Here is a 16789-nt window from a genome sequence, read left to right as displayed (position 1 = left end):
TTCTATCCTTTAACGTAACCGATCATGTAATCTTCATATTGCATATAGCCTACCTCGTAATCAAGGTTTACATTACCCTTATGCAGCTTAGCATGCAGCAGATCGTGATGTTGAAAAGTAAACGGGTATAGCGTGATATTATCTGCGAAAGATACTTCCTTTTGGCCATAGCATTTGTAAACCGCCTCTTTCGCGCACCAGCATACATAAAGCTGTGCTATTTTGTTCTCATCACTAACAAAAGCCAGTTCCTCGGGCCGCATAAACTTACCCGCAATTCGCTCCACTTTTTCTTTGATCTGCTCAATATCTATCCCCACAGGGCTGGTACGGCTTATCATTACGGCGGCGTAATCAAAAGAATGACTTAGAGAAATATGGTATGGAAGGCTAACGAGATATGGCTTGCCGTGAGCATCAACCTTACAATCTATATATTCTTCTGTTTTAAGCATTTTGCGAAGTAAAACGCGTGTACCTAACCAATGCAGGTAGCGCTTGCTTTTGCTCAATTTGCGGGTGTAGGCTTTTTCCTCGTCATCCAGCTTTAGCTGCTGATAAAGCTCTTCGGCACTTTCCTCTATTTTCCATAGCGCAAACTCTGTGTCGTCATCAATTTGTTGTCGGTACGCTATAGCCATAAGGTAAAATTGCGAAAAAGCTGAGCAATTTCTATCACACTATTTTAAAATTTAGCGCCAATTAACGGCCAGGTGTAACATAACTTAATCAATGATTGTCATACGGGTAATTATCACAATTTACTATGAAATGAAAAGAACCTACATTGCAGCAATCATCTTAATTGCGGTTGCCATAACCGAAGGCTGTGTAAAATTACGGATGAGCGAAAAGTTGCCTCAAACACAAAGAATATCAAATAAACATTAAAACAGGAACTGGGTGAAGGTGACCGCCTTTTACAGCGGTTGAGTGTGCCGCCGTTACAGTAATGTGCGGCGGTTTTTATTTAAACGGCGGGTGCAACTAATAGCTTTTTTAATGGTAATTTAGCGTATGATCTTGTCTGATAAACGCATCCTCGAAGAAATAGAAAAAGGTACTATAATTATTGAACCCTTTAACCGCGATCACCTGGGTACAAACTCTTATGACGTGCACCTTGGTAAACACTTAGCTACCTATAAAGACAGGGTGCTGGACGCTAAGCTACACAATGAGATCATCAACTTTGAGATACCTAAAGAGGGCTTCGTATTACAGCCTAATACACTGTACCTCGGCGTTACAATGGAATATACAGAAACGCATAAACATGTGCCCTTTTTAGAAGGAAAATCGAGCACGGGCCGGTTAGGTATTGACATACATGCCACAGCGGGTAAAGGTGATGTTGGTTTTTGTAATACCTGGACGCTTGAAATATCATGCGCCCAACCCGTTAAGATCTATGCTGGCATGCCTATTGGGCAGTTAATATACTTTGTTGTTGAGGGCGACATCGAAACCATGTACAATACTAAAGGCAACGCCAAATATAACAAACCTACAACCCGGCCTGTTGAAAGTATGATGTGGAAGAATAAATTTTAAATAATCATGCGCTTATGACCTGTAGAAAGCTTATCTGGATTTTTGTGCCAGCGATAATGTTGCTTGGAATAGCAGGTTTTACCGTGGATGATGACATCATAGCTAACCTTACCCGCAGACTTGCCGCCTGGAGCCAAAAGCACCCTATCGAAAAGGCATACCTTCATTTTGATAAACCTTATTATACCGCCGGAGAAGATATATGGTTTAAGGCCTACGTTTTAACAGGGCCAGACAGGCAATTGCAACCGGATAGCGGAATATTGAATGTTGAACTCATAAACGAGGCGGATTCTACAAAACAAGCCCTTAAGATCCAATTACATAATGGGATAGGTTACGGTGATATACCGCTGCCTGATACCATGGAGGAAGGTAACTATCGCCTGCGTGCATATACCGAATATATGCGTAACGCCGGTACGCAATACTTTTTTGATAAGGCAATTGTTATAGGCAACGTGATCACCAATAAGGTTTTCACCAAGGCATCTTTCAGCTATCAGCAGAAGCAAGTTACTGCGACTATAAGGTACACTGACGCAAATGGCGCGGCTTATTCAAATAAGCAGGTAAGCTACACCATGCTATCCACAGGTGTGGCTAATATGAAAGGCAAAGCCGTGACCGATGCAGACGGAAATATCAAAGTAAATTTTCCTGCAACAGATGCAGCAAGCCTTGAGAACGCCCGTTTAGTTACAACCATTGCTGGCGTTGGCGAAAACAAAGTTATAAAGAGAATCCCGGTGCATTTTGCCGCCGGTGTTGCTGATGTCCAGTTTTTTCCGGAGGGTGGCAACCTGGTCAATGGCATTACCACCCATATAGCATTTAAAATTATTGGTAACGACGGCTTGGGCGTTGATGCAAAAGGGATTATAAGGGATAACAGCGGAAAACAGATCGCAGTTATAAGTACCACCCATCTGGGCATGGGTGCATTTACGTTAACACCTCAAGCGGGCCAAACATACAAAGCGGAACTAACGTATGCAGATGGCTCAAAAGCTATTAAGGCTTTGCCTAAAGCCACTGATAATGGTACTGTGCTCAATATAACAAGTACTGATCCGAACCATATTATGGTAAATGTAGCAACCCCAAAAGCGCTCGCAGGTCAGCTAAATTTATTGGCGCAGGCAAACGGGAGGGTTTATTATGCTGCTAAAAGCGAGGTAGGGAAATCAAGCTTTAGTGCCGTAATCCCTGCAAGTAAATTTTCATCAGGTATTGTGCAGTTTACGCTTTTCTCTTCAGCTGGTGAGCCGCTTAATCAGCGATTGGTATTTATAAATGGCAATGATAAAATAAACTTAAAAGTTGCTGCAGATAAAAACTATCAACAGGCTCAAAAACCGGTTACGCTTAATGTTGAAGCTACAACAGCTGATGGAAAGCCATCTCTTGGCAGTTTATCAGTAGCCGTTGTAAATGAAAGCAAGGCGCCTATCGATGAAAATAACGAGAATAATATTTTTGCATCGCTTTTGCTTACCTCTGATCTTAAAGGATATATAGAGCAACCTGCGTATTACTTTAACGAGATCACAGAAAAAACGCGTGCAGATCTTGATGTATTAATGATGACGCAAGGTTACCAACGTTTTGAGTGGCGGGCTATAGCGGCAGGTAATGATCCCCAAGATAAGTTTCCTGATGAACGAACATTCACTATTTCGGGCCGGGTAACAACAACATCCGGGCAACCGGTAAAGGGGGGTAAAGTTGAACTGATAAATTTCGGGGATGGTATCTTACAAGTTGATACCGTGACCGATGCAAATGGCCGCTTTGCTTTTAACGATGTAATTTACCCCGATAGCATAAAGTTTTTGCTACAAGCCCGTACTGCTAAAAACAAGCGTAACGTGGTAATCACTATTGACAGTGTTCCCCCGGCACCATCTAATCAATTTAAAAGCCTCCCTGATTTTGTTACTAATGCAGGCCAAAGCATAGCCGCATACGCTCAAAACAGCAGGCAATTTTATTTTGAGCAGATGAAACTGGGATTAGGGAACCATGTGATTTCTCTCAGAGAAGTTCAGGTGCGTGAGAAACGAAATGCACTTAAACACTCTGCAAACCTAAATGGTCCGGGCAGAGCTGACCAGATACTGTTAGCGAAAGATTTGTATCCGGGTTGTATTCAATTAGCTGATTGCTTGCAGGGGCGTTTGCTTGGGGTTATCTTTAGAAATGGTACGGCCTTTTCAACTCGGGGTGGCGGCCCAATGCTGATAGTAGTTGATGGGGTGTACACTGATTCGGGTTATATGAACACTATCAATGTTAATGATGTTCAATCAATCGAGGTATTACGAAATATCGGCAACGCGGCTATCTACGGCTCAAGGGCAGGCGGTGGCGTGTTAATTATTACAACTAAACGTGGCGACGAGCCTGTTGATTACCCGAGATACTTTGGGGGCGGTGTAAAGCCTTATGCACCTAAGGGCATATACAAATCCAGGGTTTTCTACTCTCCAAAATACAATGTTAAAAGAGATGTTAAGTTAGCAGATCTGCGTTCAACCATTTTCTGGAAACCAGACCTGGTAACTGTTGATGGCAAAACCAGCGCAAGTTATTTTAACGGGGCACCCGGCAATTACCGTGTTGTAGTAGAAGGGGTGGATTCTGAAGGGCGGATAGGCAGGCAGGTGTTGCGATATACCGTGCAGTAACCGTTGTAAAAGTAAACCTAATTAGGCTTAAGGCTTAATTTTGAGTAGATTTGCGTGATATGCCAACCGAAGTACAGGAAGAAACCCTCACGCTTGAAGAGATACTGGCGGGCCTTAAAGAAATGCACCGCCTTATTTTGTGGAATGATGACCATAACACTTTCGATCATGTAATTTATTGCATGATGAAATACCTCGATTACAATGAAAGCCAGGCGGAAAAAATAGCCTGGAAAGTTCATAATGAAGGCAAATGTGCGGTTTTGGAAGGTTCTTTTACCGAGATGGAAATTTACCGCAAGATATTACAGCAGGAAGGCTTGACCGTTTCTGTTGATTGATACGAGTACAGTTTTTAGAGCCCAATAAATACATAGTCCTGTAAAACGTTGACTATTAACAATCAACTTTTCCAGGACTGCTCATTGTGATAAGTTGAGCAAACTGTCTAAATCAATTAAAGTCCACTCCGTCAATTGAAAGTCCTTTGCAACTTAAGGATAAACCTATGCTGTTATAGCCGTAACTTTCTGTAAGTGATGTTAACTGATCGGAATAAGTATAAAGTGCCCCACCTTTAAATTTTAAACTTTTAACTACTTTTTTGGTGGCAGCATCTGTAATGGTGATGTTGCCATCAAACCTGTTCCTGATCTTTGCAAGTACCTGCATCATCTCTTTACTTAAAGATTTTGCCTCTATTGTTAGATAGGAAATCCCGGGAGCTCGTTTTGAAAAGGTCTTTGGCAATTTCACATTACTTGTGTCAGCAACCGCAGATTTAACTTCCGAAGCCTGTTCTTCATCTATGTTATCTTCGTAGCGGTTTATAGAAATATTTACTGAGTTTATCTCTGCAGTGATGGCTTTCCCTCCATCCATAATGGTCATTACAACTTTATTCTTTTTCTCTTCTGCAGATGCTTCGGTTTGTGCAAAAGTTTGCCGTGCAAAAGTTGATACAGCAAGAGCTATTGTCAGGAAAATCATTTTTTTCATGATTGTGGTATTAAAAGTTAGCAATAAGCAGTGCAGTTATTCCGTTGCACCTGCCATTAACAATTGTTCTAATATTTCGGTATAACCGCGTTCGCTCGCGAAATTTATAGCACTGCGGCTTTCGTTATCTACCGCGTTGGGGTCGGCGCCATTTTCAAGCAGCATTGCTGTAAAATCATTAAACCCGCACTGGGCTGCAACAATTAGCGGCGTTTCGCTAAAGCTATTTCTTGAATTTACCTCAGCGCCACCTTTAATGAGCGTTTTGCCCAAATGATGATTGCCCATGCCAGCCGCAAAGTGCAAGGCTGAATTGCCGTTAAGCACATGCTGATTTACATCAGCACCGGCATTTATCAATAGTTCGGTAAGGTGAGTGTTTGAATTGTTCACTGCCAGGATAAGCGGACTAACGCCGTTATTGTTAAGCTCGTTAACATTGAGGCTGCCACTTTTAAGCAGTGATGCAACTACCTCGCTCTGGTTATTGTAAACTGCCTGATGAAGGGGTGTGTTGCCATTATTATCTTTTTGGGCAGTGTCGCTTCCTTCGGTACCTGATAATTGGACAACCAATTCGCGCATACCGTTGGCCGTTGCATGGTCCAGAATATTATATCCTCCATTGTCTTTGATATTTACATCGGCCCCTAATGATATGAGGTACAAAGCCGTTTCAGTTTTACCGGCAAGTACAGCGTAAAATATTGGTGTTTGGCCAAAATTGTTACCTGCATTTAAGTCTGCTCCGGCGTCAGTAAGCAGCTTTATCAATTCTTTGGCCCCCGCCCGTGCTGCGCAATGTAAAGGAGCTTCACTGATGTTGTTCTGCAGGTTTACATCAGCCCCGGCATCTATCAACATCTTAGCGATGTCTTTTGCACCTTTAATACATACATAATAAAGCGGTGTATTACCAAGCGCGTCGCGTTTATCTACATTAATGCCGCCCTTTTTAAGAAAAGCCTGCACAATGCCTTTCTGAGCATTTTTGCAAGCATTTAAAAACATATTATCCATATCTGTATGATTCTTAAGCCAGTATTTGTTTTACAACGGCTTCGTTGCCATTTTGTATAGCCACGTCCATAACGGTTTGCCCGGCATTATTTACATTTTCTATCGTAGAGGTATCCTTATCCAATATCAGCGAAACAAGTTTCTTCGCCGACATCTGGTCGGGGTTTGAGGCTGCGTACATTAAAGCCGTACTGCCTGTGTTATCTACATATGTCGTGTCGGCATCATTGTCAAGCAGTAGCTCGGCAATTGCATACTTGGGCTCATTACCTCGCATGGCAAATGACATTAACGGTGTTCGGCCGAATTGATCAGGTTTGTTGACGTCGGCACCGGCATCAATCAACTCTTCAACTAATGCAGCATTCAGATCAGCAAGATAACCGGCCTTGCAGATCACGTTTAGTGCGGTGTCACCATCATTGGTGATAGCAGCATCCACGTCCAGTCCTTTGTCAATCAAATTGCGGAGAATTTTAACGATGTCTTTTAGGTCTTGGCTTAATCCGCGGCCAAAGTTTGTTATACCCTTTGCAAGCAAATAATAGGCAGCGGTTTCGCCTATACCGGTGCGGTAATTCACATCTGCACCTGCATCAGTTAATATCTTTACCATCGGCAGCGATGGATACTCGCAAGCAAGCATGAGTGCCGCACGGTTATGCTGGTCTGACAGTTGATCCAAATCGACCTCGGTTTTTACAATACTCTCCAACGCGGCCATATCACGGTTAAGCACGGCCTCATGCATCGTCATGCCCCCGGTTGTGGTGTTTTCATCGTTGCCTGTTAATATGGCGGCTATTTCTTTTACACCGCTGCGCTGGGCGTATGCCAGTGGAGTGCTGCCAAAGATGTCTTTATCGTCAGGGTCTATGCCGCTTTTTTCAATAAGTACTTTAACAATTTTTGTTGCAGCATCTAATGCGCCCGGTATACTTTTACGGTGGACCAATTTATCGCAAATGGAATGCAGCAGATTTTTACCTTCTGCTTCTGTTGCGTCCAATTTCGTTCCAGTGTCTCCAAGAACATCCAGCATGGGGTACATATAAACCAGCCCGGCTTCATAATAAGCAAGTTTACCAGAGTCATTTTTCTTTTTGGAATTAACGCCGGCTTCAAGCAATGCTTGCGTTGTTTCTTTGATCCTTATCGCTTTTTGTTCAAGCTTAAGATCGCTGAGATCAAACTTAGCCGTTGCAAGTGCGTGCAACGGCGTATTGCCGTACTTATCTGTATCGGGTTTTACGCCTTTTTCCCGTAAAAATTTTATCGCTTCGGGATGTGTGAATCTGGCTGCAAGATGATAAAGGTTTTCTTCCTGATCACCTGTGATAGCCAGATCTGGTAACGATTGATAAAGCGCCAGTACATCAATCTTTGCAGCGTCATCCGCAAACATATTGCGATGATAAGTATCTCTTATCAGATTAAATTCTGTACTCATTTTTTAAGTTTTTCTTTAGCTGTGGTCAATGCTTCGGTAATATTTCTGTACTGTTTGTAAGCTATGGGGGTGGCTGTTTCAACTACAATAGCAAATTCTTTAAGCTGCAACCAGCAATCAGTTTTTAGCCGGATTATCCCATCTGCTACCATCTCCGGAAAGGCGTGTAAATATTGGTCAGTGATAGCAGTTTGATGGTCGTTCAGTTGATTCTGTTTATCCCGCAGGTTTTTATAAAACTCATCAATCAACTGCTTAGATCTTATTGTACCTGCCGGCAAGAACATTTGTGCCTTGTCCAGATAAATAAGCGCTTCGCGGTAGTTGCCCGTCCAATAAAAACACAGGGCAAGATTGTAGTGAGTAGTAGGTTTATCTGTCGGCTCGGCTTTTAGCAGCTGGTAAGCCTCCGCATACTTCGATTGACTAATGAGCTGAACAATGAAGTCAGTTCGCAGTACATGATTAACACCCGGGCTTGTTGTATTTGAACCTAACAGCATAATTTATTTTAAATAGGTAAATAAAATACCTGGTAGCCGCTACTATGTTAAAAGCAACGGTACCAGGGCTTTTAGAAAGGTTAGGCTCAATTATTTAGAAGCTTTTTTGCTGAGAATTTGCGCCAGCCTGGTCGCTGAAGTTGAAGCGGCCTTCAAATAATTTACCTACTATTGGTAGTGGTTTTACGGCTTCATTGTTAGCGGCCACAATACCCAACAGCATGAGTATAAAGGTTGCTAAACCAACTATACCGCTTACAATGTATAAGCCGGGGATTATAGCAATAAGAATAGACATCAAAATACCGAGAGCAAACGATAGAATGATAAGCCCTAAGGATTGGCCCAAATGATAGTTTACTAATTCGCTTTTTTGTTCGCGCTTTTTAAATTCTAAATAAGCAATTATCCAACCGATAATGGTGATGTAGCTTACAATAGCTAATGTTTTGTTTGACATAGTTTTTACTTTTAAGGTTAACAATAAAGATGTTGACCCAAAAGTAGTTAGGTAGCTGTCCGGAGCCAAAAAAACGGTAGCTACAAGGCGTCTACCAGTTAATTTTAAACCGTCTACAAATCATCTACAACAATTTTATAAGTTGTTGTGTTACAGTATTAATTACGGCGAGATAAGGAAGATGTGAAAAGAGCCGTTTCGCTATAGTTAACTACCTGAGCACTTATGTATTTAAAGAAGATCTTCGTCTTTCTCGTGTTTTTCTATCTGTTAGGATATGGAAATACCGGCTTCTCTCAATCTTTGATCATTGACTCTTTAACGCGGGTAGCCAATAGTGTGTCTTATAAAGAAAGGCCTGTTGCCACAGCCGAATTGGCAAGGGCTACATTAGAAAAAGATGCTGACGAAGCTCTAAAAACTGCCCGGCGGGCCTTGCAGCTTTCCAAAGAATTAGATGAAGCCGGACCAAAGGCATTCTGCTATGCTACCATGGCTTACCTGTTGATGCAAAAGGGCCAGGAAAGAAGAGCAGTAATTTACCTGGATAGCGCCAGCCGATGTGCCGCTAAAACTACGGATAAGGAAATGCTGGCCTTTGTATGGCTCCGCAAAGGTTGGCTTGAGTTGGTTAGGGGCAATAATGAGAAAGCGATATCCGGTCTGTTAAAGGCAGATCAATTGTTGGCAAATGCTACTGATAAAAGGGCTTTGAGTTATAAAACACTCATCAACCATTATATCGCAAGTATATACGCCTACGGAAGCGATACCGTAAAGCAACACCGCTATGCCATGGCTTGTTTAGCTGCATCAAAAAAGAGCGTTTTTGCAGATGATGCCCAAATAGGTTATATGACGCTGGCTCATAGTTTCTTTTCGTCTTTTGAACATAATATGGCCCGGCGCGAACTTTTAGATTCGAGCATGCGCTACTATCGCAGGGCTATGAATTTTTATGAGAAGAATAAGGAGCGGATATTTATTCAAAGCAATGCCTCGTTAACTGCTTTGAATATTGCCAACGCTTACTTTAAATATTATCCCTTAAGCTTTAAAGATAGTGCACAACGATATGTAAATATAGCTTTGGCAATAGGCCGCAAAACCAACGGAAAAGAAATTATCGCCAACTGTTATGGAATACTTAGCGAATACGCGTTAAGGCAAAGAGATTATGTTAAAGCGGAGCAATATCTGATCACAGGCATTGGTGAACTGGCAAGTGCAGCGCCTGGGGTGGATATAACCCGATCGCGGTTGATGCTGGGGCTTGCAAACGTTGCAGAGCAAAAGGGTGATAAACAAAAGGCCCTTGACTACTACAAGCAGTACATAACCTATTATGGTAAAGTGTTTGATGCCCAAAAATTAAGCATTGTGCAGCAACTTGAAGAGGAATACCATGCAGCCCAGAGAGATAACGAGATAAAACGGTTAAAAGAACGCGACAATTACAATAAAAGGCTTAACTGGCTGTATGTGGCCATTGGCTCGGTAAGCATTTTGGTTTTGGGTTTGTTGCTGAGTTCTTACCATTATAAACTGAAAGCATCTCAGCAACAAAAGCAGATAGCCGATAAGCAGAACGAAGAGATACAATTGATTGCCAAACTTAAACAGGCCGAAGCTCAACAACTACTAATGGAGAAACAGGAGGCAGAACTGCAGGCCCATTTGCGGGAAGAGGAGCGCGCCAGGGCCGAAGCGCAACAAGCCCTACTGCAAGACAGAACCGAATGGTTGGAAAAAGAGCTGCTGGCCGGCACTTTAAAAATAGAAGAGAAGAACGCCATATTTGAATTGCTCAAAGAGAAATCGCGCGGGGGAGATGCGCAGCATGTAGCCAGGCAAATAGGCCGTATCATCAATCAAAACTTACGTGCTGATAAAAGCCTCGACGAGCAACAGGGCATCAGCCATATCCATCCGTCGTTTTTTGCAGCGCTGCAGCAACGGGCAGATAATTCCCTTACCCGGTTAGATCTTAAATATTGCGCGTATATTTTAATGGGATTGGATAATAAAGAAATAGCAAGCCGCTTAGGTGTTGAACCCAAAAGTATCCGCATGGCCCGCTACCGTTTAAAGCAAAAACTTAAGCTTGGTAAAGATGACGATCTTGACCAGGCAGTTTCAGGTTTTCAATACACAGACCATAAGGCAGATTGATTTCTGCTTTTTATCAACAATCTCGATCCACTTCACATCTGTTAAAGAATTCTAAGCAAATTCTAATACGTTTTGTAACGCCTATGTTACTATTGTTACGATATTTACGTTTCAATCAAAAAAGATAGGTGATGGGAAGATTACTTAAAATAGCAGCAGTTACACTGCTTACGTTCGGAATATTTTACACTTTTAACGCAGGTTGCGTTGATTTTTTAAAATGGTATTTTACGTTACAATTGTTGCCGCAAATAGTTGTTGGTTTTGCATTTGGTGGCGTTAGCTGGTTAATGGGAAAAGCTGTAAACCTGTTCATATTAAAATGGGTGAATCAGCAACCATCGCTAACGGTATACGGTCTAACACTATTATCGTCACTTTGGTTAGTACATACCATCATTATATTCTCGGCGTTCAGATTTGCTTTTTTTGAGCTTTCATGGGCGTCTGTAAGTGCCATAGTACTTGCAGCCGAACTATCACTGTTACCTTTGGTGGCTGTATTTTTCCAGAGCCGGTCTATCCACAAAACAACGATGGGGTATAACGTTTCTGAAGAATTGGTGATAAATTAAATCAGGATATTTCAAAAATAAATAGAGCCTCGCAACGCGGGGCTTTGTCCGTTTTGCCAGCCTGTATCCAATTTAGGTTTAGAAATGCTACAGCTGAAAATTTAAAATTTCGATTGTAGCAGATTAGTTACTTAAGATGTGTTTTCCTATGTTTGCAGCGCTCTGCAAAAAAAGCTAAATCTATTGCAAATTATCGTCAATAATTAGCGTGAGCCAATGTATAACTTCGAGAATTATCTTTACGATAATAATACCTTAATATCAATATGAATCCTATAAATCAACTTAGTAACCAACTTAATCTATCGCCTATGTGAAAACGCATACTTACCACCTCACGATAGATCAATTATCTGATCATCAATACCATGCTAATATTTCTTTTTAGATAAATCGGGAAACATCGGTTTTGCATGGCATAAACTGGACTGAAAAACTTAATTAACTTAAACAACAAATAGTATGAAATTTATTAAACACCCAAAAGGTGTACTTAATAAATGCGGGCTGTCTTCCAAGAAGTCGGTATTTATAATGAATTTGACACTTGCTTTAACCGTTCCGGCTGTGTTACCTTCGGTAGCCAGTGCATTTCCACTTACAAAAGCAACCGTAAACGTTGATAAGCTTGTAAACTTTGCCGTAATTAAAGGTAAAGTTGTAGATGAGAACGGCGCACCACTACCAGGTGTATCAATTAGCATTAAAGGCACTTCTGGTGGTACTGTTACTGATGCAAGCGGTAACTTCACATTAAACGCTCCAGACAACGCAACACTTGTTTTCTCTTTCATAGGTTACCAATCTCAGGAAGTAGCTGTAGGTGGCAGAACTATTATCAGTGTGAAAATGAACCCATCGGCCAAAGGCTTAAATGAGGTTGTTGTAACGGCACTCGGTATATCTAAAGATCAAAAGAAGCTTGGTTATGCAGTATCAACAGTAAATGGTGATGCGCTTAATAAAGCTAAAGAAACTAACGTTGCTTTATCACTTCAAGGCCGCGTGGCCGGCTTAAGCGTTGGTTCATCAAACGGTGGTCCGGGTTCATCTGCGCGCGTGTTATTGCGTGGTTTAACCAGCTTTACAGCCGGCAGCCCTTTATATGTTATAAACGGCGTACCTATGGATAATACGCAAAGAGGCGCTTCTGGTGAGTGGGGTGGAGCTGATTACGGTGATGGTATCTCAAATATCAACCCCGACGATATTGAATCGATGACTGTACTGAAAGGTCAGTCTGCGTCAGCGTTGTATGGTTCACGTGCTGTTAACGGTGTAATTTTGATCACTACAAAATCTGGTAAAAAGAATTCGGCTTTTGGTGTTGAATTCAACACCAATATTCAATTTGATAAACCTGTAGATAATACTGATTTTCAACAAGTATATGGCCAGGGTATATTAAATGCTGCCGGTGTAGCTGCGAAGCCAACTTCACTTAACGAAGCACGTAACTCAGGCAGCTTGGCATGGGGTACAAAAATGGATGGCAGCATGGTGCCGCAAATTGATGGCAAAGACCACCCATACTCTCCGGTTAGCAATTACATTGATTTTTATCGCACTGCTCCTTCGTTTACAAATACTGCTGTTTTTTCGGGCGGTGGTAAAGAAAGTACCTTCAGGTTATCTTTGTCAGATCTTCGTGCCAATTCTATGGTACCCAACAGCTATCTGGACAGGAAAACGTTTAACTTTAACGGAAGCCAACAAGTAACTTCCAAGTTGAATGTTAACGTTGTTGCCAATTATGTTTTAGAAAATTCTAAAAACAGATCTGGCTTAAGTGACGGTCCGGGCAACCCTAATAACGTTCAGTTTTTAGCGCCTAACCAGGATCAGGCTACTTTAGCTCCGGGTGTAACTCCGGATGGTAAGGAGTTAACCTTTACCGATGATAGCTATGTAACCAACCCTTACTTTGCTGCAAATTATTTTCAAAAGAATACTCAAAGAAGCAGGTTAATATCTGCGTTGTCGGCCAAATACGATTTTACAAATTGGCTTTACTTACAAGGCCGTGTAGGGTACGATGTAAGTAATGACAAGCGTATTGATATTGAACCTACGGGTACCGGTTACCGCGGGGATAACGGAACAATGAGACAAGCCAATGCACAAATTACAGAGTTTAACACTGACATTTTGTTAAATGCAAAACACAGCCTTGTTAAAGACCTATTAAACGTTGACTTTACCGCTGGTGGTAACATTCGCAAATCAAATGCTGATGGCACTTTTATTGAAGGACAGGGCGGTTTCATCATACCTTACTTCTATAGCCTTACAAACTTCGGTTCACGTAACTCTGGCCCAAGCACTGATCTAATTACCAATAAGCAAGTTAACTCGGCTTACTATTCAGCAGATTTTTCCATCAAAGACTACTTGGTGTTGAGCACAACCGGTCGTTATGATTATTACAGTACCATTGCTAAATCTGTAGGTCCTGGTATATTCTCACCTTCTGTTTCAGGTAGTTTCATATTCTCTGAGTTGCATAAAATGGATGGTGTTGACCTGGGTAAAGTGCGTTTATCGTTTGCACAAACAAGTAATGATGCCGCTGCTTATTCAAACAGCGTTTACTACAATTTAAATAATGCGATCAATGGCGTACCTACTGCGGGCTTTAGCAGCCAGTTACCAAACCTTTTCTTAAAACCATTTACCTTAAAAGAGGTTGAGGCCGGTTTAGAAATGAAGTTCTGGGGCGATAGATTAGGTTTCGACCTTACGTTGTTCTCTCGTAAAACAAACAACGAGATCATTAACGGAAACTTAGACTGGTCTACAGGTTATACAAACAGGTATATCGGCACCGGTTCTACCCAAAATAAAGGTATAGAGTTTGAGATCCATGGTACACCTGTAAGATCAACATCGGGCTTCAGCTGGACCCCGTCATTTAACTTCACCTATGTTAAAAATAAGATATTGCAAACAGATGGTGTAACAAACGATAACATCAACTTTGGTAGGTTCCGTCCTTCTGCAGCCAACGGTTTAGCTATTACAGCCCTTGTTGCTGGTTTACCTGGTCCGCAGATACTTGCTGCAGATTACAAACGTGATGCATCTGGTAACATCGTTTTTGACAGTAATGGTCTGCCACAAACCGGAAATTTAATTCCTATGGGTTCTACAATCCCTAAAATTTATGGCGGTTTAAATAACACATTCAACTACAAACAATTTAATTTAGGTTTCCTGGTTGATTACCGTTTTGGTAACAAGGTTTTGTCAGCTACTGAGCAAGCCAGTATTTTTAGAGGTTTAAATAAACTTACGTTAAATGGTCGTGAAACCGGTGTTGTTGGTGTAGGCGTTACAGAAAGCGGTACTCCAAACACTGTCAGCGTTCCAGCACAAACATATTACCAGGCATTAGCGCGTAACGTTTACACGGTTGATGTGTTAGACGGTAGCTTTATTAAACTACGCCAAATTACGTTTGGCTATACCTTTAACGCTGCCTTCTTGAGAGGAACACCGTTCAGCAGCATTGGCGTATCAGCAGTTGGTCGTAACCTTTGGACTATTATGAAACATACCAAGAATATCGATCCAGAGTCAGGTTTTTCAAACGATGTTAGATATGCAGGTATCGAAGGTGGCAGTTTACCTTTCGCCAGGACTTATGGTTTAAATGTGAACTTTAAATTCAAAAACTAAACAGAAAATGAAAAAACGATATATTTTCAGTTGCCTCGTAGCGGGTGCTACATTTATGGCCAGCTGTACAAAGAATTTTGAGGCGATAAACACTGACCCCAATAAAACGACCGGTAATTTAATTAACCCAAATTATTTCTTATCGCAGTCGCAGATCACATTTTCGCAAACTGGTTATGACCAACTGCTTTTCCAAAGTGAGTGGATGCAATCTTTGGCCTCAACCTTTAGCTACTACTACAACGGTGATAAGTACGTTTTTGGCGGCGCTGGTTCTGGTTACTTTAGCTACCCCTGGAACAGGACTTATAGCGCATTAACGCTGATTGTTGAAATGCAAGCTCTTATCAAGGACAAGCCTGAGTACACTAATCTTAATGCTTGTGCTACAATTTTGCGGGTAATGGAAGTACAGCGTCTTACCGATTTGTATGGCGATGTACCTTACTCAGAAGCAGGTTTGGCTAAATCAGGTAACTTTACACCTAAATATGATGCACAGCAAGCCATTTACGCAGATATGCTGGCACAATTGGATGCTGCAACTGCGGCTCTTGATGCTTCAAAGGTGGGCCCTACTGCTGATTTATTTTACAAAGGTGATGTTAGCAAATGGAAACGCCTTGGTTACTCGATGATGTTGAAATTGGGTATGCGTTTAGTGAAAGTTGACCCGGCAACCGCAAAAACTTATGCTGAAAAGGCATTCGCGGGTGGTACAATGAGCAGCATTGCAGATGACGCGAAAGTTATGGCTGACCCGGCTAACGCAACAAGCAGTAACTCAGATGTTATGCGTACACCAGACGACTTCAGAGAGGTTAGATGGGGCAAAACGCTTATCGATTATATGAAATCGAAAAACGATCCTCGTATACCAGCAATTGCAGAAATAGCTATTGGTAACGGCCTTGCCGCTAACCAAAATCAAACCGCTGGTGACAACACTGCAAGCCTACAGCAAGGTATGCCGAATGGATACACCATAAGCAGCATTGTTAATGCTCCCGGTTATCCTGGCGCAACACCTGCCGCAAGTGCAACTGACGCTCCTGCACCTCTTGGTAAATATTCTCGTCCTCGTTTCCAGGTTTATGCTGACAGAGGAAGTGCAAACTATATTTACACTTATGGTGAGTCTGAATTATTATTAGCGGAGGCAGCGTCAAGAGGCTGGAATACTGGTGTTGCAGCTACTCACTTTGCAAATGCTTTAACCGCTGATATGAAAACTTTGGCTGGTTACAATGCCACTCCAATTGCTACTGTTAGTGATGCAGCTATTGCAACCTACGTAGCGGCAAACCCACTTAACCCGGCTACTGCTTTACAACAGATTAACCTGGAGTATTGGGTAACAACTTCTGCTACTTTCAACTATAACGAAACGTTTGCAAACTGGAGAAGATCAGGGTTCCCTGTATTAACACCTGTTGTTTTCCCAGGTCAATATATAACTGGTCAGGTACCGCGTAGAATGCCTTATCCAACCAGTCAATTACAACAAAACGGAGCTAATTATAACGCAGCTGTGCAAAGACAGGGTGCGGATAATTTTGCTACCCGTGTTTGGTGGGATAAATAATAAGCCCGATTTTAGTTAATTCGTAAAGAGGCGATGCCTCTTTACGAATTACTTTTTTAAGTTTGATGTAGTGTTGAAGATCCCTAATTATTTAAGCTGCTTA

General features: G+C 41.8%; 13 protein-coding genes. 7 read left to right on the top strand and 6 right to left on the bottom strand.

Annotation, left to right across the window (positions count from 1 at the left end; genetic code table 11):
• Positions 1 to 2: 2 nt before the first annotated feature.
• Positions 3 to 641 (bottom strand): 4'-phosphopantetheinyl transferase superfamily protein, encoded by a 639-nt coding sequence (locus tag INP83_RS00725; protein ID WP_219125924.1) that lies wholly within the window; start codon positions 639 to 641, stop codon positions 3 to 5.
• Between the two features lie 376 nt (positions 642 to 1017).
• Between INP83_RS00725 and dcd the strand changes: the two genes are divergently transcribed.
• Genes dcd through INP83_RS00710 form a run of 3 tightly spaced genes read left to right on the top strand, consistent with a single transcriptional unit; the run spans position 1018 to position 4585 of the window.
• Positions 1018 to 1554: a dCTP deaminase gene (gene dcd, locus INP83_RS00720; protein ID WP_146272332.1), complete on the top strand. Its 537-nt coding sequence runs from the start codon at positions 1018 to 1020 to the stop codon at positions 1552 to 1554.
• A gap of 56 nt (positions 1555 to 1610) precedes the next feature.
• Complete coding sequence (locus INP83_RS00715) at positions 1611 to 4244, top strand: TonB-dependent receptor plug domain-containing protein (protein WP_219125923.1); 2634 nt, start codon at positions 1611 to 1613, stop codon at positions 4242 to 4244.
• Positions 4245 to 4303: 59 nt separating this feature from the next.
• On the top strand, positions 4304 to 4585 hold the full coding sequence (locus INP83_RS00710; RefSeq protein WP_219125922.1) for an ATP-dependent Clp protease adaptor ClpS: 282 nt from the start codon (positions 4304 to 4306) through the stop codon (positions 4583 to 4585).
• 112 nt (positions 4586 to 4697) lie between these two features.
• Here INP83_RS00710 and INP83_RS00705 read toward each other — a convergent pair whose 3' ends face one another.
• From INP83_RS00705 to INP83_RS00685, 5 genes are all read right to left on the bottom strand, one after another.
• Positions 4698 to 5243, bottom strand: coding sequence for a hypothetical protein (locus INP83_RS00705; protein ID WP_219125921.1), 546 nt, complete (start codon positions 5241 to 5243; stop codon positions 4698 to 4700).
• Between the two features lie 36 nt (positions 5244 to 5279).
• Positions 5280 to 6263 carry an ankyrin repeat domain-containing protein gene (locus INP83_RS00700; protein ID WP_219125920.1) on the bottom strand — a complete coding sequence of 328 codons (984 nt, stop codon included), beginning with the start codon at positions 6261 to 6263 and terminating at the stop codon, positions 5280 to 5282.
• 13 nt (positions 6264 to 6276) lie between these two features.
• Positions 6277 to 7713, bottom strand: coding sequence for an ankyrin repeat domain-containing protein (locus INP83_RS00695; RefSeq protein WP_146272337.1), 1437 nt, complete (start codon positions 7711 to 7713; stop codon positions 6277 to 6279).
• Positions 7710 to 8216 carry a hypothetical protein gene (locus INP83_RS00690; protein WP_146272338.1) on the bottom strand — a complete coding sequence of 169 codons (507 nt, stop codon included), beginning with the start codon at positions 8214 to 8216 and terminating at the stop codon, positions 7710 to 7712. The genes INP83_RS00695 and INP83_RS00690 overlap by 4 nt, the downstream gene beginning before the upstream one ends.
• A gap of 94 nt (positions 8217 to 8310) precedes the next feature.
• Positions 8311 to 8676, bottom strand: a complete 366-nt coding sequence (locus tag INP83_RS00685) for a DUF4870 domain-containing protein (RefSeq protein WP_146272339.1) — start codon at positions 8674 to 8676, stop codon at positions 8311 to 8313.
• Positions 8677 to 8901: 225 nt separating this feature from the next.
• Here INP83_RS00685 and INP83_RS00680 point away from each other — a divergent pair, with 225 nt between their 5' ends.
• The 4 genes from INP83_RS00680 to INP83_RS00665 all read left to right on the top strand — a co-directional run bounded on the left by INP83_RS00680 (position 8902) and on the right by INP83_RS00665 (position 16686).
• Positions 8902 to 10848 (top strand): LuxR C-terminal-related transcriptional regulator, encoded by a 1947-nt coding sequence (locus INP83_RS00680; protein WP_219125919.1) that lies wholly within the window; start codon positions 8902 to 8904, stop codon positions 10846 to 10848.
• Positions 10849 to 10979: 131 nt separating this feature from the next.
• Positions 10980 to 11423 (top strand): hypothetical protein, encoded by a 444-nt coding sequence (locus INP83_RS00675; RefSeq protein ID WP_219125918.1) that lies wholly within the window; start codon positions 10980 to 10982, stop codon positions 11421 to 11423.
• Between the two features lie 462 nt (positions 11424 to 11885).
• Positions 11886 to 15101 (top strand): SusC/RagA family TonB-linked outer membrane protein, encoded by a 3216-nt coding sequence (locus tag INP83_RS00670; RefSeq protein WP_219125917.1) that lies wholly within the window; start codon positions 11886 to 11888, stop codon positions 15099 to 15101.
• A gap of 7 nt (positions 15102 to 15108) precedes the next feature.
• Complete coding sequence (locus tag INP83_RS00665; RefSeq protein ID WP_219125916.1) at positions 15109 to 16686, top strand: SusD/RagB family nutrient-binding outer membrane lipoprotein; 1578 nt, start codon at positions 15109 to 15111, stop codon at positions 16684 to 16686.
• The last annotated feature ends 103 nt before the right edge of the window (positions 16687 to 16789 follow it).

The organism is Mucilaginibacter sp. 21P (genome assembly GCF_019331605.1).
In the GTDB taxonomy this organism is placed as follows: Bacteria; Bacteroidota; Bacteroidia; order Sphingobacteriales; family Sphingobacteriaceae; genus Mucilaginibacter; species Mucilaginibacter achroorhodeus.
This window is presented reverse-complemented; position numbering and strand designations above follow the sequence as displayed.

Coding starts and splice junctions, on each gene's coding strand:
- INP83_RS00705 (WP_219125921.1), bottom strand. CDS start 5,243: ATGAAAAAAATGATTTTCCTGACAATAGCTCTTGCTGTATCAACTTTT.
- INP83_RS00695 (WP_146272337.1), bottom strand. CDS start 7,713: ATGAGTACAGAATTTAATCTGATAAGAGATACTTATCATCGCAATATG.
- INP83_RS00690 (WP_146272338.1), bottom strand. CDS start 8,216: ATGCTGTTAGGTTCAAATACAACAAGCCCGGGTGTTAATCATGTACTG.
- INP83_RS00680 (WP_219125919.1), top strand. CDS start 8,902: ATGTATTTAAAGAAGATCTTCGTCTTTCTCGTGTTTTTCTATCTGTTA.
- INP83_RS00700 (WP_219125920.1), bottom strand. CDS start 6,263: ATGGATAATATGTTTTTAAATGCTTGCAAAAATGCTCAGAAAGGCATT.
- dcd (WP_146272332.1), top strand. CDS start 1,018: ATGATCTTGTCTGATAAACGCATCCTCGAAGAAATAGAAAAAGGTACT.
- INP83_RS00665 (WP_219125916.1), top strand. CDS start 15,109: ATGAAAAAACGATATATTTTCAGTTGCCTCGTAGCGGGTGCTACATTT.
- INP83_RS00715 (WP_219125923.1), top strand. CDS start 1,611: ATGTTGCTTGGAATAGCAGGTTTTACCGTGGATGATGACATCATAGCT.
- INP83_RS00670 (WP_219125917.1), top strand. CDS start 11,886: ATGAAATTTATTAAACACCCAAAAGGTGTACTTAATAAATGCGGGCTG.
- INP83_RS00675 (WP_219125918.1), top strand. CDS start 10,980: ATGGGAAGATTACTTAAAATAGCAGCAGTTACACTGCTTACGTTCGGA.
- INP83_RS00710 (WP_219125922.1), top strand. CDS start 4,304: ATGCCAACCGAAGTACAGGAAGAAACCCTCACGCTTGAAGAGATACTG.
- INP83_RS00685 (WP_146272339.1), bottom strand. CDS start 8,676: ATGTCAAACAAAACATTAGCTATTGTAAGCTACATCACCATTATCGGT.
- INP83_RS00725 (WP_219125924.1), bottom strand. CDS start 641: ATGGCTATAGCGTACCGACAACAAATTGATGACGACACAGAGTTTGCG.